This is a genomic window from Lysinibacillus composti (assembly GCF_016908465.1).
In the GTDB taxonomy this organism is placed as follows: Bacteria; Bacillota; Bacilli; order Bacillales_A; family Planococcaceae; genus Ureibacillus; species Ureibacillus composti_A.
Genome location: NZ_JAFBDY010000001.1, coordinates 202012 through 223409, shown reverse-complemented (window position 1 = coordinate 223409; position 21398 = coordinate 202012). Strand labels below are relative to the sequence as shown.

The following is a 21398-nucleotide window of genomic DNA, read 5'->3' as shown; positions in this document are numbered from 1 at the left end:
TCTTTATATGAGAAGGGATGTAATAAATGGGGTCGTTCGTTAAAGGTACAATTTTTCTTACGCTCGTCATATTTTTATCTAAACTCTTTGGCTTTGTATATAGAATGCAATTTATGCGAATTGCAGGAGAAGAAGCCGTAGGGGTTTATATGACTGCGTATCCCGCCTTTATCTTCTTTATTTCGTTAGTTTCACTTGGTCTACCAATTGCTGTTGCGAAAATAGTAGCCGAGCTACATGCGAAAAAAAAGGACGGGCAATTACAAGCTGTACTAAAAACAGCTATTAAATGGTCAGTATTTTTCATCATCTTGTTTATTCCGCTACTGTATTTCTTTATTCCAATTTTGGCGGGGAATCTATTACAAAATGAAGCAACAACTGTTACATTGTATATTGCATTAGCAACTGTTCCTGTAGTTGTTTTCTCTGGAGTATTAAAGGGATACCTTCAAGGAATTGCAAACATATCAGCAACTGCTTGGTCTCAAATGCTTGAACAATTAATTCGTATAGGACTTATTACATTTTTATTACCGTTTTTTGTAACACCAGAAAACCCTACTTTAACGGCTGCCTATGCAATGGCCATTACAGCAGTTGGAGAAGTTTTTTCTTTTATTTACTTATACATTACGTATTTATTTTCGAAAAAACCAAAAAAATCAAAATCAGAAGTAAACAAGCCTTACCCTGCAATGCCACTTCTTCGGATTGCTGTACCTTCTGCTGGTAGTAAATTATTCGGTACATTTACATGGTTTTTAGAACCAATTGTTTTCTTAAAAGCACTAACAGTAGCAGGAATGACTGCAGCTGGTGCTACAACACTTTATGGGATTATTTCAGGTGTACATATTCCTTTATTATTGTTCCCTTCATTTATCCCTAATGCACTGGCTATAGTCTTAATTCCTGCTGTTAGTGATGCGATGGCTAGAAACAATTATTCTTTATTGAACGATCGAATTGGTATGTCTTTACGCTTATCTTCAATAATCGGTTGTTATGCTGCTACTTTCTTTTTCCTTCATGGTGATGAACTTGCAATGAAATTATTTCATTTGGAAGAAAATCGAGGATTTATGAAGGTTTTAGCACCTATTTTTTACTTTTACTATATACAAAGCCCACTACATTCCATTTTACAGGCAATCGATGAGGCTCGCCCAGCAATGATGAATTCTATTTATGGAGGGCTTGGAAAGCTATTTATCATGTTTGTTTTAGCATCTCAACCATTTATCCAAGAATTTGGTGCAATTATTGCTATTGGTTTTGGTGTATTAGTGACATCGTTCTTACACATTGCAACACTTCGTTCCCATAAAATGATTAGTGCTGGTTTTCGATTCTTTGCCATTCCATATTTATTATTTGTTGTTACATGCGTCATTCAATCATACGTAATCCCTTATTTAAATTTTGATTTTTGGACAAATAGTGGGATTACACTATTAATTCTTACGGTATTCCTATTAATGACAAAACAATTCCAATGGAGTGATTTTAAATTTTTACGATCCATTGTTCGTCGCACTCGCCTTTAATTGAACATGTAATTGTTGCTTCTCATAACAACAGTAGAAAATATCTTCAATCTTTTCATACCCATCTTTCTTTAATAAATTAAAGAGCCATTTCTCATCTTTTTGCATTAACTTTAAATGTCTATGCACAATGATTCCATCAACAATTAGGGGTATAACTAGAGGGTCGTCATCTTTCAAGAATATCGATAGTTTTCCTGAAGGTTCTAAAAACGCATAAGAAATATTTTGAACAGATGGCACCCTCTCTTCCCTTAATTGTTGAAATAAGTCGTCAAGATTATATCTTTGCTTTCTCATTTCTTCTTCTTGAATAACACCATCCCTAACCATTAAAGAGGGATCACCATCAATTAAATCACGTACTTTTTTGCTTTTTAAAGTTAATAATGAGTTTGCATATTGTATTAAAAACAAAACAAAGATTGGAAAAATAGATTCAAAGATTGGTTTATCGAGCTCATCTAATGAAAACGCAACAACTTCCGCAATTAAAACGAAAACAACTAAATCCATGATACTCAGTTCTCCGACTTCTCTTTTCCCCATTAGTCGGAATACAATAAGAACAAGAACATATAAAAAAATGGTTCGTAAAAGAATTTGAATATAAATTTCCATTTTCAACACCCCCTCAATACATTGTGGGCTTTCAAAAAAGTTACTATTCATAAATTAGGCAAAATTAAAAGAGGTTGCCCAGAAAATCAAAATTTCTAGGTAACCTCTTTTACTACATATTAAATATCCGCAACTCGCGCATATATAGTTAATTTTTACAAAAAACATTTAGACTTGCAGAGTGGTGCATTAAAATACCACCTTTATGGGAACAAAGACCTTCTAAAAGTACTACTTTTTAGATAGGCTCTTTGTTATTTAATCTGCAATAACTCGTCCTATTGCTTGTCGTTCAAATTTTAATCGTGTTTTACCGTCTACAAGTACATAAACTGCAGAGTCTTCAATAGCATCCACTTCGCCATGAAGTCCTCCAATCGTTACAACACGATCACCCTTTTTTAAGTTATTTTGCATTTGCGCTGTAGTTTTTTGTCTTTTTTGCGCTGGTCTAATTAATATAAACCACATTGCTACGAACATAATTATTATCGGTAGTAAACTAACAATTGTATCCATTTTTACTAATCCCCCTTTCTAATTCACACTATATAAGTATATTATAAATGAAGGGAAAAAAGCGATTTGAAACTATTATTTTTATGAACATTTTCGTATTTTTCTACTTTTCCCTATAATTTTAAAGATACATACAATTTTTAGCTATTTTACAACAACATAAAGAATATTAGAAATTTTTTGCATTAGGTTTGTTAAACCCATATTTTTCAAAGAATTCTTCACGGAAATCTCCTAGTCGATCTTCTCGAATTGCTTGACGCACTTGTTCCATTAGGTTTAGTAAGAAATGTAAATTATGGTATGTCGTTAAGCGAATACCAAATGTTTCTTCTGTTCTAATTAAGTGACGGATATATGCTCGAGAATAATTTTTACAAGTATAGCAATCACAGTTAGGATCTAATGGTCCGAAATCACGTGCATATTTTGCATTTTTCACAACAAGGCGACCTTCAGAAGTCATTAACGTACCATTACGAGCGATACGGGTTGGTAATACGCAGTCAAACATATCTATTCCACGAATTGCACCATCGATTAATGAGTCTGGTGAACCAACTCCCATTAAATAGCGAGGTTTATTTTCAGGAAGCAAAGGCGTTGTAAATTCTAAAACGCGGTTCATGATTTCTTTTGGTTCCCCAACAGATAGCCCTCCAACTGCATAACCTGGTAAATCAAGTTCAACTAAAGCCTCAGCACTGCGTTTACGTAAATCTTCAAACTCTCCACCTTGAACGATTCCAAATAGACCTTGATCTTCTGGACGTTGATGGGCATCCTTACAACGTTTTGCCCAACGAGTTGTACGATCAACAGATGCTAACATATAGTCATAAGTGGCTGGGAATGGTGGGCATTCATCAAATGCCATCATAATGTCTGAACCTAGATCATTTTGTATTTCCATTGCTTTTTCAGGACTTAAGAATAGTTTGTCACCATTTAAGTGATTACGGAAATGTACGCCCTCTTCTTCAATTTTGCGGAATTCACTTAGTGAGAACACTTGGAATCCCCCTGAATCAGTTAAAATTGGACGGTCCCAATTCATGAACTTGTGCAATCCGCCTGCTTCTTTTACAATATCATTCCCTGGACGTAACCATAAATGGTAAGTATTCGATAAAATAATGCCTGCGCCCATTTCTTTTAAATCTTCAGGTGACATCGTTTTAACAGTTGCTTGTGTACCTACCGGCATAAAAGCTGGTGTTTCAAAAGAACCATGTGGTGTGTGGACAATCCCTAATCGGGCTCCTGTTTGCTTACAAGTTTTAATAAACTCATATCGAATTGCTGGTTGTGTCATAATATAAATTTTTCCTCTCTTATAAAAAAATACTGCATTAATTTTATTTTAGCGGCTTGGACGTATAAACATGGCGTCTCCGAAGCTAAAGAAACGATATTTCTCTTCCACTGCTTTATTGTATGCATTTAGAATAATTTCTCTAGATGTTAGCGCACTAACAAGCATGACTAATGTAGACTTTGGTAAATGGAAATTCGTAATTAGGCCATCAATGGCTTTATATTCAAATCCAGGATAAATAAAGATATTTGTCCAACCCTGTTCTGCTCGAATTTCACCATCGTACTTTTGCGCAATTGTTTCAAGTGTACGTGTTGATGTTGTACCGACAGCGATCACTTTCCCACCATTAGCTTTTGTACGATTTATGACTTCTGCTGCTTCTTCAGATACACTATAAAATTCTGAATGCATATCATGATTTTCAATTGAATCTACACTTACAGGTCGAAAAGTTCCTAAACCAACATGAAGGGTAATAAAGACAATCTCAATTCCTTTTTCTTTAATTTGCTCTAAAATTTCATTGGTAAAATGTAGACCAGCAGTTGGTGCTGCAGCTGAACCAATTTCTTTTGAATATACTGTTTGATAGCGTTCGCGATCATCTAATTTTTCATGAATATAAGGAGGTAATGGCATTTCTCCTAATTTGTCTAAAATTTCATAAAATATTCCGTCATAACTAAATTTAAATAGACGGCCACCATGATCTAACTCCTCTGTACACGTTGCTTTTAAAAGACCATCACCAAATGTAATTTCAGTACCAACTTTTACCCTTTTGGCTGGTTTTACAAGTGTTTCCCATTCATCATCTTTACCTTGTTTTAAAAGTAATACTTCAATATGAGCACCTGTTTCTTCTTTTGTTCCAAAAAGACGAGCTGGCATTACTCGCGTATCGTTTAATACTAAACAATCCCCTTTTTGTAATTGATCTACAATATGTTTAAAATAACTATGCTCTACTTCACCAGTCCCTCGGTCTACAATCATTAGGCGACTTGCTGTACGATCCTCTAATGGTGTTTGTGCAATTAGTTCTTCTGGCAAGTGGAAATCAAAATCTTCTACTTTCATATAAATACTTCCTTTTTATTTAGTGTTACGATTTAATATAACCAAAATGTTCATAAGCTAATGTTGTTGCAACACGTCCACGTGGTGTTCGTTGAATAAAACCCATTTGCAATAAATACGGCTCATAAACATCTTCTATTGTCACTCTTTCTTCCCCAATAGATGCGGCAAGTGTATCTAGTCCTACAGGCCCGCCACCAAATCGTTCAATCATGCTAATTAATAAATTGTGATCAATATGATCTAATCCTCGTGGGTCAACTTGCAATAATTCTAGTGCCTGTGCAGCTAATTCTTCTGTAATAGTTCCATCACCTAAAACTTGTGCATAATCACGTACACGTTTTAATAAGCGATTTGCAATTCTGGGTGTTCCTCTTGAACGTTTTGCAATTTCATTTGCTGCTTTTTGATCCATCTCCACATTAAATAATTTGCTACTTCGAATAACAATATTCTCTAATGATTGCTCATCATAGAAATCAAGTCGTAATAAAACACCAAAACGATCCCGTAATGGTGCCGATAAAGCCCCTACTCTTGTTGTAGCACCCACTAATGTAAATGGAGGCAAATCAAGCCGTATCGACCGCGCTTCAGGCCCTTTTCCTACCACAATATCGAGACAAAAGTCCTCCATTGCTGGATATAGTACTTCTTCAATGGCACGAGGTAGACGATGAATTTCATCTATAAATAATACATCTCCTGGCTGAAGAGAGCTAACAATCGCAGCTAAGTCACCAGGTCTCTCTATGGCAGGACCACTTGTTAACCGAACATTTACATTCATCTCGTTAGCAATAATCGTTGCTAGAGTTGTTTTACCTAAACCGGGAGGGCCATATAACAAAACATGGTCTAAACATTCTTCTCGTTGTCTTGCGGCTTCAATAAAAATTTTCAAATTTTCTTTTACTTTATGTTGGCCAATATATTGCGACAACTTTTGTGGACGAAGAGATAGTTCGATTTGGTCGTCAAACTCATCCGCGTCACTAGAAATAATTCTGTTTGACATATTACCTCCTCCTCCATTATTTCAGTTTTAATAGTAACTGTAATGCAAATTTCATATAGTCTTCTGTCGTTGAAAGATTGACTTGATCTTCTAACTGAGACTTAATTTTTGACAATTCCTTTTCAGAATAACCTAATGCTGTTAACGCAAGAATAGCCTCTTCTAGTTCTTGTTTGTGTGGATTTACTCCAAATAGAGGCAATTCATCTTCGGTACTTGGTAATTCAATCGTTTCAAGAAGGGATCCAAGTTTTCCTTTTAAATCTAGAATCATTTGACGGGCAGTTTTTTTTCCAACTCCCGGAAACTTCACTAGGAATGTTTCATCTTCTTGTTCAATTGCTTGAATTACTTGAGTTGGATTGCCACTTGCTAAAATTGCTAGTGCACCTTTAGGTCCGATTCCTGAAACTTGAATAAGTTTAAGGAATAAATCTCTCTCATCCAAAGACTTAAACCCAAATATGTCTTGTGCATCTTCGCGAACATGCATATGTACAAAAATCTTTTGTTTTTCATTATTTATGCGGAAAGCAAAGGGATTGGGTGTGAAGATCTTCCACCCAATCTCCTGTTGTTCTAAAGCGATATAAGCTGGAGTTATACGTGTAACTTGTCCAATTAAATAATCATACATTGTAAATCCCTCACATTTCACTGTTTAAGATTATATCATAATGTTCGTATTTTCCCCGAACAAATTCCTTAAGCCAAAAGAAAGACCGCCTTTTAGACGGTCTTTACTTAATACATTTAAATATTATTCTATCATAAAACTGATTTTAATCCCATGATAAGAAGATTCGTATTTTAGCTTTGAAAAATTTCAATTTCATTCATTAAAGCAGGCCAATGTCTTAATGCTTTTTCTGTAAACGGCATTAAATAGTCTAAGAAGGCCTCTCGCTCAATTTCACCTAAATGTAACACAAATAACCATTCACGCAAAAGCTCATTTGGATATTGTAAATAGTGCAATTTAGGTAAGCAGTTTTGCATTAAATACGGATTTTCTTTCATAAGTAACTTTAGATCATAATTAATGGTAGGTAATACTCTATGCATCCACAGGATCAATTCTTCTGAAGGATCACCAATTACTCCTAAATCAAAATCAATGAGTTTCATACTACCATCATTAAGAACTAAAAAATTATGATGAACAACATCGCCATGTAATAACGTTACTCTTTTCTTTGCTCTGTCATTTTGTTGTTTACGCATTTGTTTTAAAACATTGTTTGCATATAAAGTAATATCGTAAAAGGCATGTTGGAGATACGGAACTAACTCTTTTTCATTATTTAAAAACCTTTCTAATCTTGCATTCCACTTTTGATATAAATGTTGACGCGGAATGATGTAATTGCTCTTCCAATCTATTACGTTACCTGTATCATGTAACGATTTTAATATGTGCAAAGCATCTTTACGATGTTTAGCTTTTGAGAAGTCGGCACTTGAGCTATGTTTTTGCCATTTCTGAATTAGTAAATCTGGATCCTTGCTTTTAATCAAAGGAATAACATATGGAAACTCGATAGCTTCTAATTGTCTATGAATGAATTTTACTTTTTCTGCAGATGTTGAACTATCGTATTTTTTTATAAAAAGTGTTCCTTTTGATGTTTCTTGTTTCCATATATTGTTTTTAATTTGCATTTAGTAAGACCATGGATTGTAATATGGGTGTTGCGGGTATTGATGTTGATAATGGTTGCTTTGATTACATCCGCAAGGTTTCTGTGGCATTTGTGGCATCATTTGCGGCATAATTCCGTAATGGCCAGGGTATTGTTCTGATGGATATGCACCTAAACTTTCAGGTTGTTGATAATAATAATTTGCTAACTCTGCCTCTTTCTCTGCACATTCATCATCGAGTCTACCATGGTTTACATGTTTCATATGATTGGCATGATGATCGTCATGTGAATACATTTCACCTAATTCACTTGCGCCCGCTACAAAGCCTTGATTTGAAGACGATGGAGATGAACTCGAATCTAATAACCAATCAGGTAATTTTTCTTCAATCGGTAATGTTTCCATAGCTGGTGACACTTGCTCAGGCGACTCAAACATAGACTCATATTGAGTCTGATCAAAATATGGCATCATTTGATAGGGTTGTGCTTCATGGCATCCACATGGTTGATGATGTTGCATGAATTGATATGGATTCACCTCTTGACATCCACATGGTTGGTGTTGCATGAACTGATACGGTAGCATCTCGTGACATCCACACGGTTTATGATGTTGAGGCATTGGATAGTGTTCAGGGAAATGACACGGATGACATGGATTGAACGGAACATACACAACATGTGTTTCTGGCATCGGCATAGGCATTGGCATCGGCACATGCTCTGTTTTTGGTTGCTCAATATAGATTGGCTGTACTTGCGGCATTGGCATTGGCATCGGCATTTGTTGCATTGGCATTACTATTGGTTGTGGTTGTGGTTGTGGCTGTGGCTGTGGTTGCATAAATTGCAGATCTGCTTTTGGTGAAATATTAGTTTTTGGTGAAACATCTATTTTTGTACTTGGTGAAACATTAGTTTTTGGTGAAACATCTATTTTAGTATTTGGCGAAATATTAGTTTTCGGTGAAACATCTATTTTTGTATTAGGCGAGATATTAGTTTTTGGTGAAAAATCAATTTTTGTATTTGGTGAAATATCAATATCTGTTTTAGGCGAAAAATCAAAATCTAAATTTATATTTGGTAATGTGAACCCACCTTTACTTGGTTGTGGCATAGGCGCTGGTGGTGGTGTTGGCATTGGCATTGGTTGAGTCATTTTTTCTTTCGTCATTTTTTCTTTTGGAAGCATTTCTTGCATAGACTCCACCATTGGCTCCGGTGTTGGCATTGGTGTTGGCATTGGCGTTGGCATCGGAGCAGGCATCGGAGCTGTTAGTTGTTCTTTCCCCATTGAACCTCTAGATGGTGTTGGTGATGGTGTTGGTGTTGCGCCATCAGGTAAAATAATCTCCATACCCGGTACAATATAATCAGGATTTGCCAAATGGGCATTTAACCTTTTTAATTCATCAAAACCAATTCCGTATTGTTTCGCAATTTTCCAAAGTGTATCACCTTTTTGAACAATATGAGTTCGCACAAACATCCTCCTTTTCTCGTTTTATAATATGTTACTCAGTTGAAAAGGACACAAAAAATAAAACGAATGTTTTCGTTCCTCGTGATAAACTATGAATGAAGGCGTATTATATATACATAGAAATGTTTCGAATGAGGGGTTTATAAATGAAAAAATTGTTAGGCGAAAATCGTAGAAATGCACTGCTCAATTTACTTAGAAAAGCAAATGGTCCTCTAAAAGGAACAGAATTAGCTAAGCATACAAATGTTTCAAGACAGGTAATAGTAAATGACATGAATTTATTAAAAGCACGGAACGAACCCATCTTGGCTACTAGTCAGGGCTATATTTATATTCAACAGGACGACTCAATTCAAACTTTTGAGCGAAAAATTGTATGCTTACATACTCCCCAACAGGCAGAAGATGAGATGATTACACTTGTCGATTGTGGAGTAACTTTAAAAAATGTAATTGTTGAACATCCGGTGTACGGAGAGATTACAGCCTCTATTATGGTATCAAATCGATTTGATGTTGCTAACTTTATCGAACATATTAAGGAAACAAACGCAAGCTTACTTTCAGATTTAACTGATGGAACTCATCTTCACGTCATATCTGCAACTTCAATCGAACAACTAGATCACGCAGAACAAAAGCTACGTGAGAAGGGTTATTTAATTGAGGGTTAATCACTATATACGAATAAATGCGTTCAAATTTTAAACATTTTGGTCCATCTCTAAAGACGGAACTCTTCTAATTGAAAAGAAGTTAAAAAAACGTCCCTCTTTTGGGACGTTTTTTTGAGCCGGAACTCATTACAAAAATCGCTCTAAATCATCTTTTGTTGGAATACGGCATTGATTACTTTTGTTTAGTTTATGGCGATTTTTTGCAACTAAATCATAGACGAGGTTTCGAATTGGAGATGGAACAATGATAAATACATACAACAATTTCCAATGTCGATTAAGCTGCTTGCATATTCGCAGGACTGCACTCGATTTGGTATAAATTTTTCCACCTTCGATTAAGACAATACTATCCAACGTTTTTGCCACTCTATGCTGTTGTAACAATTGTTGCCCCTTTTCGCCTTGAATTGATGCAAACTTGAATTGTTTTCTAAGATCACGTTTAATAATAAACTGGACACTTCGATCACAAAAATGACATTCACCATCAAACAAAATTATATTAACCAAATTGCACCCCTCAATTTTCCGGTGTTAAATATGTATAATATGTTCCGAGTGACTTAACTGTACATCCAAGTACCTGTAATTCTTCAACAGCACCTTTCATCATCGGTTCTTCTTCATCGGCAATTATGTCTGCAATAAAGAAATAATCCCCAAGTCCTGTCTTTAACGGACGTGATTCAATTTTACTTAAATTTAACTTACGCCATGCGAAAACTGATAGGACTTGATGAAGAGCACCTGAAACATCAGATGGTAATGTAATCATAAACGTCGTTTTTGGTTTACCTTCTGATTCTTCAATCGATAAACGACCGTTTTTCTTTGACACTACAAAGAACCGAGTATGATTAAAATGGAAGTCATGAATGTTTCGTTCAACAATTTCTAAATCATATTTTTCTGCTGATGACGCATTTCCTATTGCCGCAATACAGAGTTCCGGATGTTCAGCGACTAGCTTTGCTGCAGCAGAAGTTGATGAATATTGATGTAGTGGTACTTTACTAAAACGATAATGCAAGTACTTATGACATTGAGCTAATGCATGTGGATGCGAATAAACTCCTTCTATATTATTCCAATTCATTACTTGCGCTTTATTTACCATTAAATGCTGTTGAATTTTAGACAATACTTCCCCAACAACATATAAATCTACTTCATGAAATAAATAATCAACTGTTAGCGTAACTGTCCCTTCCAATGCATTTTCTACAGGAACCACTGCTAAATCTACTTTACCTTCAGAAACAGCTTCAATACATTCTGGAATTGTTCTATAGGGTTCTAATATTTCATTACTATTAAATAATCCCTTTGTTGCTAAAAAGGTAAATGATGCTTCTGGCCCTAAATAGGCAATACGTTTTCTTGATTGTAGTTCTGTCACTTCTTTTTCCTCCTAAACCAAAAGTATTTTAATATTCTGTCTTTTTGTCATAAAAAGAATTGGAACACAAAATAGTGTCCCTTACTTTAATTGAATAATTATGTAAACTATAATGCACCGGAACTAATAATTTCAGCTGATTCCACAAATTCTAATTTCTTAAATTGCTGTACTAATTCATCTAAGTCAATCGTCATACTTGTTACATCTAGAGAAAGAGTGACATTTGCTCGCCCTTGTATCGGAATTGTTTGATGAATTGTCAATATATTGCAATGTGATTCTGAAATAATTTCTAGTAGTCTTGCTAGTGTTCCTTTCCGATCTTGTAATTGAATAAAAACTGTTAGAATTCGTTCTTGCACAATAGAGTGAAAGGGAAAAACAGCATCTCGATATTTATAGAATGCGCTGCGTGATAAATCCACTTCCTTAACTGCGTCCCAAATTGAAGACACGGCACCACTTTGTAAAAGATGTTTTGCTTCTAAAGTTTTTTGCATAGCATCTGTCAGTACATCTTCGCGTACTAAATAATATCTTTGATTCGCGATGTTTTTCATACTTTACCCCCTAAATCAACTGCCATATGGAAACTTTTATCCAGACTAACAAGCCACTCTAGGAAGAATGAAAGTAGATGTTGATTCTAATAAAAGATTCAACACCTAACTTTTGCATCCTTAATTTTATGTCTGAATTTTATTATGCCCAAGAATTGTTCTGGGAAAATGAGAATAAAAACATTACTCAACAAACTCAAATTCGAATTCTAATAGTCGTACGATATCTCCATCTCGAGCACCGCGTTCACGTAATGCCTCATCGACTCCCATAGCACGTAATTGACGAGCAAAACGTCTAACCCCATCTTCTCGACTAAAGTCAGTCATTTTAAATAAACGTTCAATTGTATCACCTAATAATACATATGCGCCATCATCATCGCGTGAAATTTCAAAGTCTTGACCTTTCTTCTCATGTTTATATAGAACTGTTGCATCGCTTTCTTCCTCTTCAATTTCATGAAGTTCAAATTGCGGTGTTACTTCTAGAAGGTCCGCGATTTCAAATAGCACTGGTTTTAGCCCCTGGCGTGAAACAGCTGAAACAGGATATACCTTAACAGTATCTCCAACCTTTTCAAGGAATGTTTGTAGGTTTTCCTCAGCTTCAGGCATGTCCATCTTATTTGCTACGACTATTTGTGGGCGCTCTGTTAGTCGTAAATTATATTGTTTTAATTCTTCGTTGATTGTTACATAGTCCTCGTATGGTTCTCGACCTTCCATACCTGACATATCAATGACGTGAACAATAACTCTTGTTCGCTCAATATGGCGTAGGAATTGCATTCCTAATCCAATACCTTGATGTGCACCTTCAATTAATCCTGGTAAATCAGCCATTGCAAAACTACGTCCGTCTTCTGTTTCTACCATCCCTAAATTTGGTACAATTGTTGTAAAGTGATATGCGCCAATTTTTGGTTTTGCAGAAGATACAACCGATAATAAAGTTGATTTTCCTACACTCGGAAAACCAACTAATCCGACGTCAGCTAATACTTTTAATTCTAATATAACATTTAATTCTTGTCCTGGCTCCCCTTTTTCTGCAAGTTCAGGTGCAGGGTTCGCAGGAGTAGCAAAACGTGAGTTTCCACGACCGCCTCTTCCACCTCGAGCGATAATGGCTTGTTGTCCATGTTCTACTAAATCTGCAATAACAGCTCCAGTTTCTTCATTCATAACCACTGTTCCGGGTGGGACTTTTACAATTAAATCGCCTGCATTTTTACCATGCATGCCTTTAGACATACCATGTTCTCCACGAATTGCCTTAAAGTGACGTTTATAACGAAAATCCATTAAAGTACGTAAACCTTCCTCAACTTCAAAAACTACATTTCCGCCATGTCCACCGTCTCCTCCAGCTGGACCACCCATTGGTACATATTTTTCGCGGCGAAAAGCAACCATTCCATCTCCACCGTCTCCGCCTTTTACATAGATTTTCACGTGATCAACAAACATTTAATTCACTCCTGTTCAAAAGTCAATACATATTTCCAAAAATTATTTGTCTGTACTATTGTTTCAACTGCTATTCTATCTAATGTTGGTTGTTGAAACGATTCTGTATCCCACTGTCCCTTTAATTCAAAAGTTAACTGCAGGTATTCCTTGTCTGTAGAAATTTCAATCAATAAATGTTGTTCCATAAATGGATCTAAATGATCATATACATGAATAATTGTCTTTTCCAAGTAATCAGCAATTAACTCATCAACCTCTTCTTCGACTGGTGAATTCACTTTACTATTAATTTCTATCTCTATGGCAGGAAAGCGCCAACGTACTGTTTGGAACCATTCAACAGTCTTAGATAATGCTAATTTGTTTAGATTAGAATTTGCCTTACATTGTTCAGATATTTGTTCAATTAATTTTTTTGATTCTTCTACACGGCCTAAATCTAAATTCATTTTAATTAGCTGAAGTTGATTCAAAAAATCATGATTGGCAAATCGTAAAACTTCACTGATTGATAGTGTTCGATTAGTCAATTCCCTCACCCCAATCCAAAATAACAACACAATAAATATATTGTCGAATAATTAATTTTACCTCCGCTAATTGTGTTCGGGTTTAGGTCATCAGAATACTTTAAGACAAGTAACCACAAGAGCACCACTCTTATGCTAATTTCTATATTCCACTCAAAATCCGTTACATCCATAGGAGGCTCTAATTCCATTCAGTCGAATTTAAAACCCCTAGGTAAATAAAAGAAATTTGCATTTATTTTCTACCTATAAAGTTGAGAGCCTTTCACTGAATGAAGTTAAAATGTCCTACTTAGTATAGCAAGTTTTTCTATAATTTTCCCCAATACTCACCTTTTTAGCATGGACTACTATAAGAAAACTTCAATTATTCATAGAAAAGTGAGAACGCCCGCTTAGCTCCGCGACGGCAAAAACGCGACATCGTGTCGCATTGCCGTCATGACTCACGTCGTGTGAGCCTCAACAACTGGAAGAACTGACAAAAGGACGCTTTTTGTCCTTGCAGGCAGTTCTGAAGTTGTCGAGGAGCTGGCGTCCACAACTAGACATCTAAGGAAACAACCTAAAATCGCCACAAACGCGAGCAACGGTTCTATGACCGACATCACGTCAGACAAACAGCAGGTAACTCGTTCAGCTCAACATGAGCAAAAAAGTATCTCGTGTACCATTTTAATCATGAATCAGCACTAGCACACTATACGTCGGAAGTACCAAACCAACAAAAAAGCAAAAACTTTTCTACCAATATTTCTCCAATGAAAAAGGACTGCTGGCCAGCAGTCCTTTTAAGTAACTATTTAAATTATGCTTCTTGAGCAACTGGGTATACGCTAACTTTTTTCTTGTCACGGCCCATACGTTCGAAACGTACAACACCATCAACTTTAGCAAAAAGTGTATCGTCTCCACCACGGCCTACGTTTGTACCAGGGTAAATTTTTGTACCGCGTTGACGGTAAAGAATTGAACCACCAGTTACGAATTGACCATCTGCACGTTTAGCACCAAGGCGTTTTGCTTCAGAGTCACGTCCGTTTTTAGTAGAACCTACCCCTTTTTTAGAAGCGAAAAATTGAAGGTCTAAAGACAATAATAGTTTCATTCTGTTCCACCTCCTACTAGATTGTAATTTATGCGAATATATTGTCCGTAACTTTCCACCATAGAATAAATCTGAGCAGTCATTACTTGAACAATAAGTTGTAGTTTTGCATCGACATCAGAATCGAGATCAGTAGGAAGATCTACTCGTAAGTAACCCCCACCTTCAGTTGCCTGTTCAATTTTCGGCTCAATTTGTAGTAACGCGTAGATGGCATTAACAGTACCTATGGCAATTGTTGATGCACCAGCGCAAACTAAATCTTTGCCTGATTGATCGTACTCAGCATGACCTGAAAACTCAAATGCAGAAACATGTCTATTTTCATCGTGATGAATTTTAACAGTAATCAACCGTTTCACCTCACCTATTAAGCGTTGATTGACTCAACAACTAATTTTGTGTAAGGTTGACGATGACCTTGTTTACGACGGTAGTTTTTCTTCGCTTTGTATTTGAAAACAGTGATTTTTTTAGCGCGACCTTCTTTAACAACTTTAGCTGTTACAGTAGCACCTTCAACAGTTGGAGCTCCAACTTTTACTGTTTCGCCACCTACGAATAAAACTTTATCAAAAGTTACTACTTCGTCAGCTTGAACACCTAGTTTTTCAACATAGATTTCTTGTCCAGCTTCTACTTTGATTTGTTTTCCACCAGTTTCGATAATTGCGTACATTTTACTGCACCTCCTCTTAGACTAAGACTCGCCTGCTTGAAAGGTGATCTTTCGATACTTAAGACCTTTTCAGAGCGGTTGTAGCACGGGTGCTACAAACAAGAACATTAAAATATTACCATAGTGTAAACTTTAAGTCAATCGATTCATCACATATTTCTCAAAGGCTAAACGGAATTTACGATATCGCCATTCTTCGATTATTTTTATAAGTAAAAATATACTTAGGACAAATAAAAATAATGTTTTTGGAATTAAAATAAAAGTTACTACAACTATTAAAGAAATTAAAAGTAAAGAGATTGCTAAAAACATCACATAATTTCTAGCCTTAGGTGAAAATATTAAGATAAGTGATAAAACTACCCTACCACCATCTAATGGCCAAATAGGAACTAAATTAATAGCTAATAAAATCAATTGAATTTTTAAAAAAGGATCTGCAAAAAGAGGGTCAAGTAATGGTGTGATGGCGATACATATTAATGTAGCAATTGGGCCGCCTAATGCAATAATTAGTTGCTTTTTAGGTGGTAGGGATTGACCTCCCACAAGTTCAATTTCTCCACCATAAGGCATGATAACACATCTTTCCACTTTCACCTTAACCGTCCAAGCCGCAATCATATGTCCAACTTCATGAATAATTAAAGAGCTCAAAATAAGTGCATAATACGAGATATTACCATACATGACCATGCTAAATAAAATTGGCAAAAACAAAGGATGAATGATCATACGTCTCACGATTGCGTATACTCTTTCATCCACTCAATTGTTTGTTCTAAATTTAATATGTTGCCGTCTTTTTCAATTTGAATATAAAGATCGCCAACCTCTTTATTTGCTAATGTACTACCCTTTTCGATGGAAGTGTATGGTAACAATGAAAACGAATCTACATTACCGTAAGTAACGGTTGTATCGTCCTCATAAAAAACAGAAACTGTCTTTCCCGTATGCTTTGAATGACCTGTGTAAACGACTAGTCCATTTTCGATTGCAATGATTGGTATTGCCTCTTCATATGTTAACAAGTAACCATTATTATATGGTTTAACCGCAACAAATGATAATAATTCGTTATTTACTGTTTCTGTTGAAACGGTAATGGTAGAATCTTGATCCCTTCCAAAAACGCCTCTTAAAAAATTACGCATGAATGTTAAATCTTCTGAACTATAAACTATTTTTTTTACATCAAAGTGAATTTGACCACTATCTTGCAAACGACTTCCTATTAAGACAGCCGCACAAAGTAAAACAGCAACAACCCATTTCCATTTTTTCTTCACACGCTCATCCATTCGCTTTTTTTATATTATATGAGGAAGTTGAATTTGCGATTCAATTAGAAATAAAAAAGCTTTGTAGAATCTACAAAACTTTTCCTTTTTTACTATTTTGAAAATATGGAGATTAATTTTTTAAAGACACCTTTATGTTCGTCTTCTAAAGACATAAGTGGGACAGATTCTCCTAAAATTCTTCTTGCGATATTACGATATCCCAAAGAAGCTTTACTGTTAGGATCCATTACAATAGGCTCACCTTTATTAGAAGAAGAAATAACATCTTCACTATCAATTACAATACCCAATAAATCAATTGACAAGTGAGTTGTAATTTCATTAATATCTAATGTCTCACCTGAATTCATTAACCCTTTTCGAATTCGGTTAATGATTAATTTTGGTGGTTCAATTTCTTCTTGTTCAAGTAATCCAATAATTCGGTCTGCATCACGAACAGCAGAAATCTCTGGTGTTGTTACAACAATTGCTCGGTCTGCCCCTGCAACTGCATTTTTATATCCTTGTTCAATACCAGCAGGGCAATCAATTAGTACGTAATCATATTCTCTTTTTAATTCATCAATTAGGTTCTTCATTTGCTCTGGATTCACAGCATTTTTATCTGTTGTTTGAGCAGCAGGCAATAAGTAAAGTTTGTCGTCTACACGCTTGTCTTTTACAAGTGCTTGGTGTATTTTACAACGACCTTCGATTACATCTACTAAGTCGTAGATAATACGATTATCTAGACCTAAAACTAAATCCAGATTGCGAAGACCAATGTCAGTATCGACTAAACATACTCTTTTCCCTTGAAGTGCCAATGCAGTCCCTAGGTTAGCAGTCGTTGTTGTCTTACCTACACCGCCTTTACCTGAAGTAATGACTATTGCTTCACCCACATTAGCTTCCTCCTTTACTTGTAGTTAATAATGGACGTATATTTCTAAAGTCTTGTAATCTATTATACGATATTTTTCCATCACTATTAATATAGGCAAATAATTGATCTGCATTTTTCAATACTATTGGTTGTTCATTTGACATCACTTCGATTTGGTCCGCAATCATTACATGTGTTGGTAAGAAATGAGAGGCAGCAATAATTACATCCTCTTTACCATTCACTCCTGCGTGTACCATACCTTTCAAATTCCCTAGTATGTAAATATTTCCTCCAGCTTCGATTCTTCCATTTGGATTCACATCACCTATGACGATTATGTCTCCCTCAGCCTTCAATACTTGACCTGAGCGGACAATTCCAACATATGTATCACATTGATTCTCCAACATACGATGATTACATTCTTCAACTGTTATAACTTCACTATGAACATTAGAAACAAGCATTTTTCCAGGACCTTGTACAATTTGAATTAACTCTGTCATTTGCTCAGACGTGCAGTATCGATAGCCCAAATATAATTGAACATCTACTTTGCTATCGATACCTCCTTCTGAAACTTTGCGCTCGAGTTCTTCAACTAGCTCTGCGTAGGCACACTGATCATCAAGCCGAAGTACTAATCCTTCTTTCGTCCCTTTTATATGGACAAGCTGTTTTTTCATAATAAGCGACACCTCACGCATACCATTTTAAGAAATATCATCCGCTCGTTGTAATACACGTGCGTTTATTAAATATTTAAATGCCCATCCAAGCATTATTAAGAATAATAAATTCGCTATAATTGTTGGAAGTAATCGATTACTTAAAAAATCTGTAAAAGGAATCGACGTCAAATTAATGAAGAAAAAGAAATAGTACAATAAAATTTCCATCAACCCAACTAACAAAACAGACAAAATTGTAGTTACACTTAAATGTTGGTGGATAAATTTAACAGCATAACCTGCAACAAAACAAACTAATGGATATAAAAAGGAATATAATCCAATAATATCAATGTAAAAGACATCATACAAGAGTCCAAAAAACAATCCATACAAAATCGCACGTCCCCGATTATAATAGATTGAAATAAAAATCAGGTACAAAATAACAAAACGAGGCACCAAAAACACTGTTTGATCTCCAAAAGTAATTGGAGAAAACAGTGCAAAAACTGGTTCTAACAAAAATAAGACAACTGCTACAAATGGAATAAGAAAACGAATCATTTTTCCTCTCCCTCATCAGCAGTTGATTCTTCAACCTCATTAGTTAAATCTACATTTGTTCCTTCACCATCAGACCCATCGATTGAAACAATACTTCTTTTCGCAATAATTACATCCTGAAGCATTGAAAAATCTGCTGACGGTTTTACATATGCCATTTTTGTCAGTCCAAAGTCATCTGTCGTTACTTCAGTTACTTCTCCAATTAAAATTCCTTTAGGAAAAATTCCCCCTAATCCAGATGATACTATTTTTTCGCCTACTTTAACATCTAAACTTGAGTCGATTCTTTTTAATAATAATTCATTACGCTCTACGTCATATCCTTCAATTAGTCCAAAAACATCTTTGTTTTTTCCTTGAACCATTGCAGATACCCGATAATTTGGATTATTTGAAAATAAAAGTTCTACTTCAGATGTAAACGGTGTTACTAAACTAATTTTCCCGATTAACCCTTTGGATGTCATAACAGCCATATTTAGTTCAACACCATGTGCTGTACCTTTATTTAATATAATTTTTTCTTCCCATTGATCCGGATTCCGAGCAATAACTGTCGCATAAAGCGGATTAAAATCCTGTAAACTAGTCTCCTTATCAACAAGTTCACGTAAATTTTTGTTTTCTGATTTTAATGTATTAACTTCTGCTTGTAATACCGCAAACTCTTCTAAACGCATTTTTAAACGCTTATTTTCTTCGTAAGTTGTTAACAAAGAATTAATATCGTTAAAAATATTAGTTATGTAATTAGCTGGTTTAGCTACAATTGATTGAGCTAAACCAACTGTATCCTTAATAATTTGTTCGGGTAATGTTGCGTTTTGACGATCACGTAATGAGAAGCTAATCAATGCCACAAGAAAAATCATGCCAACAAGTAGCAATATTAATTTCTTGCTTGTAAAATGTGGCATTGTCTTTACCTCCTTACCCTTTTAACTGTTGAGAGCGAACTAAATCTATGTGATCTAAAGCTTTGCCAGTACCGATTGCAACACAGTCTAATGGGTTTTCTGCTATAAATACAGGCATATTAGTTTCATCACTGATTACTTTGTCTAAATTACGTAACAATGCTCCACCACCAGTTAAGACAATTCCGCGTTCCATTACGTCAGCAGAAAGCTCAGGAGGTGTTTGCTCTAATGTTTTCTTAACCCCATCAACAATAGCAGAAATTGCTTCACGTAAAGATTCACATATTTCATTTGATGAAATTTCAATTGTTTTTGGTAAACCAGTTAATAAATCTCTTCCGCGAATTTCCATTTTTTCATTGAAATCATCCACACGAGCAGTTCCAATTTCAATTTTAATTTTTTCAGCAGTTCTTTCACCGATTGTTAGGTTATATGTTTTACGAATATAACTAATAATTGAATGATCCATCGCATCCCCACCGATACGAACAGACTCACTTGTAACAATACCACCTAAAGAAATTACAGCAACTTCTGTAGTACCTCCACCGATATCAACTACCATTGACCCTGTTGGATCCCAAACTGGTAATTCAGCACCTATAGCTGCAGCAAAAGGCTCTTCAATAGTAAATGCATCTTTCGCACCTGCTTGACGAGATGCATCGATAACTGCACGTTGCTCTACTGATGTAATTCCATAAGGAACACAGATCATTACGTTTGGTTTCTTCCAGTTTGAACCTGAATTTTTTAAAGCTTGTCTTAAATAATACTGAATCATAGCAGTTGTAATATCAAAGTCTGCAATAACTCCATCCTTCATAGGTCTAATTGCAACAATAGAACCTGGTGTACGCCCAATCATATTTTTCGCATCATTACCAACGGCAACAATGTCACCTGTTTTCGTATTTTTTGCAACAACAGAAGGCTCTCTTAAAACAATACCTTTTCCTTTAATAAAAACTAATGTATTCGCTGTGCCAAGATCGATCCCGACATCCTTATTTCCTAATCCAAACAATTTTGTACTCCCTTTCTATTTACGCCATACATATTAATGCTCTCCAAAATCATAAGATTTATTATAGCGGATTATATCGAAAAATTATAGTGCCACATATACTGTTCTTCTAAATTTGTCGAAACAGTATTAAACATGTCTGTTTATTTAATTTTATGTCGAAGTTATATTTTAAAACAAATAAAAACATAATGAAAGTTTTTACATTCTTGTAACAACTGCACGAAATATATAAACGTTTTGTCTTAAAAAAGGTTCGCTGAAATTTAGTTGTAATAAAAAAACCGAAAAATCCTATCTTTTAGGATAATTCGGTAGTTTTTCAATTTACTGTAATAGCC

The 21398-nt window shown here is 35.3% G+C and carries 25 protein-coding genes and 1 other annotated feature; of the genes, 2 read left to right on the top strand and 23 right to left on the bottom strand.

The genetic code is table 11. From position 1 onward, the window contains the following. Positions 1-26: 26 nt before the first annotated feature. Positions 27-1550: a putative polysaccharide biosynthesis protein gene (locus tag JOD29_RS01030; RefSeq protein WP_124762261.1), complete on the top strand. Its 1524-nt coding sequence runs from the start codon at positions 27-29 to the stop codon at positions 1548-1550. Here JOD29_RS01030 and JOD29_RS01025 read toward each other — a convergent pair. The 8 genes from JOD29_RS01025 to safA form a co-directional block, all read right to left on the bottom strand. Continuing rightward, entirely contained in the window at positions 1518-2171 is a 654-nt protein-coding gene (locus JOD29_RS01025) for a DUF421 domain-containing protein (RefSeq protein ID WP_124762263.1), read from the bottom strand. The two genes, JOD29_RS01030 and JOD29_RS01025, sit on opposite strands and share 33 nt — an antisense overlap. Before the next feature lie 258 nt (positions 2172-2429). Then, entirely contained in the window at positions 2430-2690 is a 261-nt protein-coding gene (gene yajC, locus JOD29_RS01020) for a preprotein translocase subunit YajC (RefSeq protein ID WP_124762265.1), read from the bottom strand. Positions 2691-2859: 169 nt separating this feature from the next. Then, positions 2860-4005 carry a tRNA guanosine(34) transglycosylase Tgt gene (tgt, locus tag JOD29_RS01015; protein ID WP_124762267.1) on the bottom strand — a complete coding sequence of 382 codons (1146 nt, stop codon included), beginning with the start codon at positions 4003-4005 and terminating at the stop codon, positions 2860-2862. A 48-nt stretch (positions 4006-4053) separates the two neighbouring features. Beyond that, positions 4054-5091, bottom strand: a complete 1038-nt coding sequence (queA, locus tag JOD29_RS01010) for a tRNA preQ1(34) S-adenosylmethionine ribosyltransferase-isomerase QueA (RefSeq protein WP_124762269.1) — start codon at positions 5089-5091, stop codon at positions 4054-4056. A 25-nt stretch (positions 5092-5116) separates the two neighbouring features. Continuing rightward, the gene (gene ruvB / locus JOD29_RS01005) at positions 5117-6112 is read right to left on the bottom strand and encodes a Holliday junction branch migration DNA helicase RuvB (RefSeq protein WP_124762271.1); all 996 of its coding nucleotides are present in this window, start codon (positions 6110-6112) and stop codon (positions 5117-5119) included. A 16-nt stretch (positions 6113-6128) separates the two neighbouring features. Beyond that, entirely contained in the window at positions 6129-6749 is a 621-nt protein-coding gene (gene ruvA / locus JOD29_RS01000; RefSeq protein ID WP_124762273.1) for a Holliday junction branch migration protein RuvA, read from the bottom strand. Positions 6750-6922: 173 nt separating this feature from the next. Beyond that, entirely contained in the window at positions 6923-7774 is an 852-nt protein-coding gene (locus JOD29_RS00995) for a phosphotransferase (RefSeq protein WP_124762275.1), read from the bottom strand. Next, the gene (safA, locus tag JOD29_RS00990) at positions 7775-9247 is read right to left on the bottom strand and encodes a SafA/ExsA family spore coat assembly protein (RefSeq protein ID WP_205101600.1); all 1473 of its coding nucleotides are present in this window, start codon (positions 9245-9247) and stop codon (positions 7775-7777) included. It lies immediately after the preceding gene. A 146-nt stretch (positions 9248-9393) separates the two neighbouring features. On the opposite strand from safA, the gene JOD29_RS00985 reads away from it, so the two are divergent. Then, positions 9394-9924 carry a transcription repressor NadR gene (locus tag JOD29_RS00985; protein ID WP_124762277.1) on the top strand — a complete coding sequence of 177 codons (531 nt, stop codon included), beginning with the start codon at positions 9394-9396 and terminating at the stop codon, positions 9922-9924. A gap of 129 nt (positions 9925-10053) precedes the next feature. Here JOD29_RS00985 and JOD29_RS00980 read toward each other — a convergent pair whose 3' ends face one another. The 15 genes from JOD29_RS00980 to JOD29_RS00910 form a co-directional block, all read right to left on the bottom strand. After that, positions 10054-10440 carry a thiol-disulfide oxidoreductase DCC family protein gene (locus tag JOD29_RS00980; RefSeq protein WP_124762279.1) on the bottom strand — a complete coding sequence of 129 codons (387 nt, stop codon included), beginning with the start codon at positions 10438-10440 and terminating at the stop codon, positions 10054-10056. 10 nt (positions 10441-10450) lie between these two features. Further along, positions 10451-11329: a prephenate dehydratase gene (pheA, locus tag JOD29_RS00975; RefSeq protein WP_124762281.1), complete on the bottom strand. Its 879-nt coding sequence runs from the start codon at positions 11327-11329 to the stop codon at positions 10451-10453. Positions 11330-11436: 107 nt separating this feature from the next. Beyond that, positions 11437-11892 (bottom strand): ACT domain-containing protein, encoded by a 456-nt coding sequence (locus JOD29_RS00970; RefSeq protein WP_124762283.1) that lies wholly within the window; start codon positions 11890-11892, stop codon positions 11437-11439. Positions 11893-12075: 183 nt separating this feature from the next. Further along, positions 12076-13365 carry a GTPase ObgE gene (obgE, locus tag JOD29_RS00965; protein ID WP_124762285.1) on the bottom strand — a complete coding sequence of 430 codons (1290 nt, stop codon included), beginning with the start codon at positions 13363-13365 and terminating at the stop codon, positions 12076-12078. 5 nt (positions 13366-13370) lie between these two features. After that, positions 13371-13907: a Spo0B domain-containing protein gene (locus JOD29_RS00960; RefSeq protein ID WP_240033576.1), complete on the bottom strand. Its 537-nt coding sequence runs from the start codon at positions 13905-13907 to the stop codon at positions 13371-13373. Between the two features lie 799 nt (positions 13908-14706). Continuing rightward, a complete protein-coding gene (gene rpmA / locus JOD29_RS00955; RefSeq protein WP_124762289.1) occupies positions 14707-15006 on the bottom strand; it encodes a 50S ribosomal protein L27 in 300 nt (99 codons plus the stop codon). Further along, on the bottom strand, positions 15003-15359 hold the full coding sequence (locus JOD29_RS00950; protein WP_124762291.1) for a ribosomal-processing cysteine protease Prp: 357 nt from the start codon (positions 15357-15359) through the stop codon (positions 15003-15005). The genes rpmA and JOD29_RS00950 overlap by 4 nt, the downstream gene beginning before the upstream one ends. Positions 15360-15376: 17 nt before the next feature. After that, a complete protein-coding gene (gene rplU, locus JOD29_RS00945; protein ID WP_097072744.1) occupies positions 15377-15685 on the bottom strand; it encodes a 50S ribosomal protein L21 in 309 nt (102 codons plus the stop codon). A 14-nt stretch (positions 15686-15699) separates the two neighbouring features. Continuing rightward, positions 15700-15775, bottom strand: a sequence feature (ribosomal protein L21 leader region). A 42-nt stretch (positions 15776-15817) separates the two neighbouring features. Next, positions 15818-16456 carry a site-2 protease family protein gene (locus JOD29_RS20330; RefSeq protein WP_239585507.1) on the bottom strand — a complete coding sequence of 213 codons (639 nt, stop codon included), beginning with the start codon at positions 16454-16456 and terminating at the stop codon, positions 15818-15820. Beyond that, positions 16429-16992, bottom strand: a complete 564-nt coding sequence (locus JOD29_RS00935) for a M23 family metallopeptidase (RefSeq protein WP_124762293.1) — start codon at positions 16990-16992, stop codon at positions 16429-16431. The genes JOD29_RS20330 and JOD29_RS00935 overlap by 28 nt, the downstream gene beginning before the upstream one ends. Before the next feature lie 92 nt (positions 16993-17084). Continuing rightward, a complete protein-coding gene (gene minD / locus JOD29_RS00930; protein WP_124762295.1) occupies positions 17085-17882 on the bottom strand; it encodes a septum site-determining protein MinD in 798 nt (265 codons plus the stop codon). Between the two features lies 1 nt (position 17883). Next, positions 17884-18552, bottom strand: coding sequence for a septum site-determining protein MinC (locus tag JOD29_RS00925; RefSeq protein WP_124762297.1), 669 nt, complete (start codon positions 18550-18552; stop codon positions 17884-17886). 27 nt (positions 18553-18579) lie between these two features. Continuing rightward, the gene (gene mreD / locus JOD29_RS00920) at positions 18580-19104 is read right to left on the bottom strand and encodes a rod shape-determining protein MreD (protein WP_124762299.1); all 525 of its coding nucleotides are present in this window, start codon (positions 19102-19104) and stop codon (positions 18580-18582) included. Then, positions 19101-20024, bottom strand: a complete 924-nt coding sequence (gene mreC, locus JOD29_RS00915) for a rod shape-determining protein MreC (protein WP_124762301.1) — start codon at positions 20022-20024, stop codon at positions 19101-19103. The genes mreD and mreC overlap by 4 nt, the downstream gene beginning before the upstream one ends. A 13-nt stretch (positions 20025-20037) precedes the next feature. After that, positions 20038-21057 carry a rod shape-determining protein gene (locus JOD29_RS00910; protein WP_124762303.1) on the bottom strand — a complete coding sequence of 340 codons (1020 nt, stop codon included), beginning with the start codon at positions 21055-21057 and terminating at the stop codon, positions 20038-20040. Positions 21058-21398: the final 341 nt, after the last annotated feature.

Coding starts and splice junctions, on each gene's coding strand:
- mreC (WP_124762301.1), bottom strand. CDS start 20,024: ATGCCACATTTTACAAGCAAGAAATTAATATTGCTACTTGTTGGCATG.
- JOD29_RS00970 (WP_124762283.1), bottom strand. CDS start 11,892: ATGAAAAACATCGCGAATCAAAGATATTATTTAGTACGCGAAGATGTA.
- JOD29_RS01025 (WP_124762263.1), bottom strand. CDS start 2,171: ATGGAAATTTATATTCAAATTCTTTTACGAACCATTTTTTTATATGTT.
- obgE (WP_124762285.1), bottom strand. CDS start 13,365: ATGTTTGTTGATCACGTGAAAATCTATGTAAAAGGCGGAGACGGTGGA.
- ruvA (WP_124762273.1), bottom strand. CDS start 6,749: ATGTATGATTATTTAATTGGACAAGTTACACGTATAACTCCAGCTTAT.
- tgt (WP_124762267.1), bottom strand. CDS start 4,005: ATGACACAACCAGCAATTCGATATGAGTTTATTAAAACTTGTAAGCAA.
- JOD29_RS00935 (WP_124762293.1), bottom strand. CDS start 16,992: ATGGATGAGCGTGTGAAGAAAAAATGGAAATGGGTTGTTGCTGTTTTA.
- rpmA (WP_124762289.1), bottom strand. CDS start 15,006: ATGAAACTATTATTGTCTTTAGACCTTCAATTTTTCGCTTCTAAAAAA.
- yajC (WP_124762265.1), bottom strand. CDS start 2,690: ATGGATACAATTGTTAGTTTACTACCGATAATAATTATGTTCGTAGCA.
- JOD29_RS00985 (WP_124762277.1), top strand. CDS start 9,394: ATGAAAAAATTGTTAGGCGAAAATCGTAGAAATGCACTGCTCAATTTA.
- JOD29_RS01030 (WP_124762261.1), top strand. CDS start 27: ATGGGGTCGTTCGTTAAAGGTACAATTTTTCTTACGCTCGTCATATTT.
- ruvB (WP_124762271.1), bottom strand. CDS start 6,112: ATGTCAAACAGAATTATTTCTAGTGACGCGGATGAGTTTGACGACCAA.
- JOD29_RS00925 (WP_124762297.1), bottom strand. CDS start 18,552: ATGAAAAAACAGCTTGTCCATATAAAAGGGACGAAAGAAGGATTAGTA.
- JOD29_RS00995 (WP_124762275.1), bottom strand. CDS start 7,774: ATGCAAATTAAAAACAATATATGGAAACAAGAAACATCAAAAGGAACA.
- mreD (WP_124762299.1), bottom strand. CDS start 19,104: ATGATTCGTTTTCTTATTCCATTTGTAGCAGTTGTCTTATTTTTGTTA.
- queA (WP_124762269.1), bottom strand. CDS start 5,091: ATGAAAGTAGAAGATTTTGATTTCCACTTGCCAGAAGAACTAATTGCA.
- rplU (WP_097072744.1), bottom strand. CDS start 15,685: ATGTACGCAATTATCGAAACTGGTGGAAAACAAATCAAAGTAGAAGCT.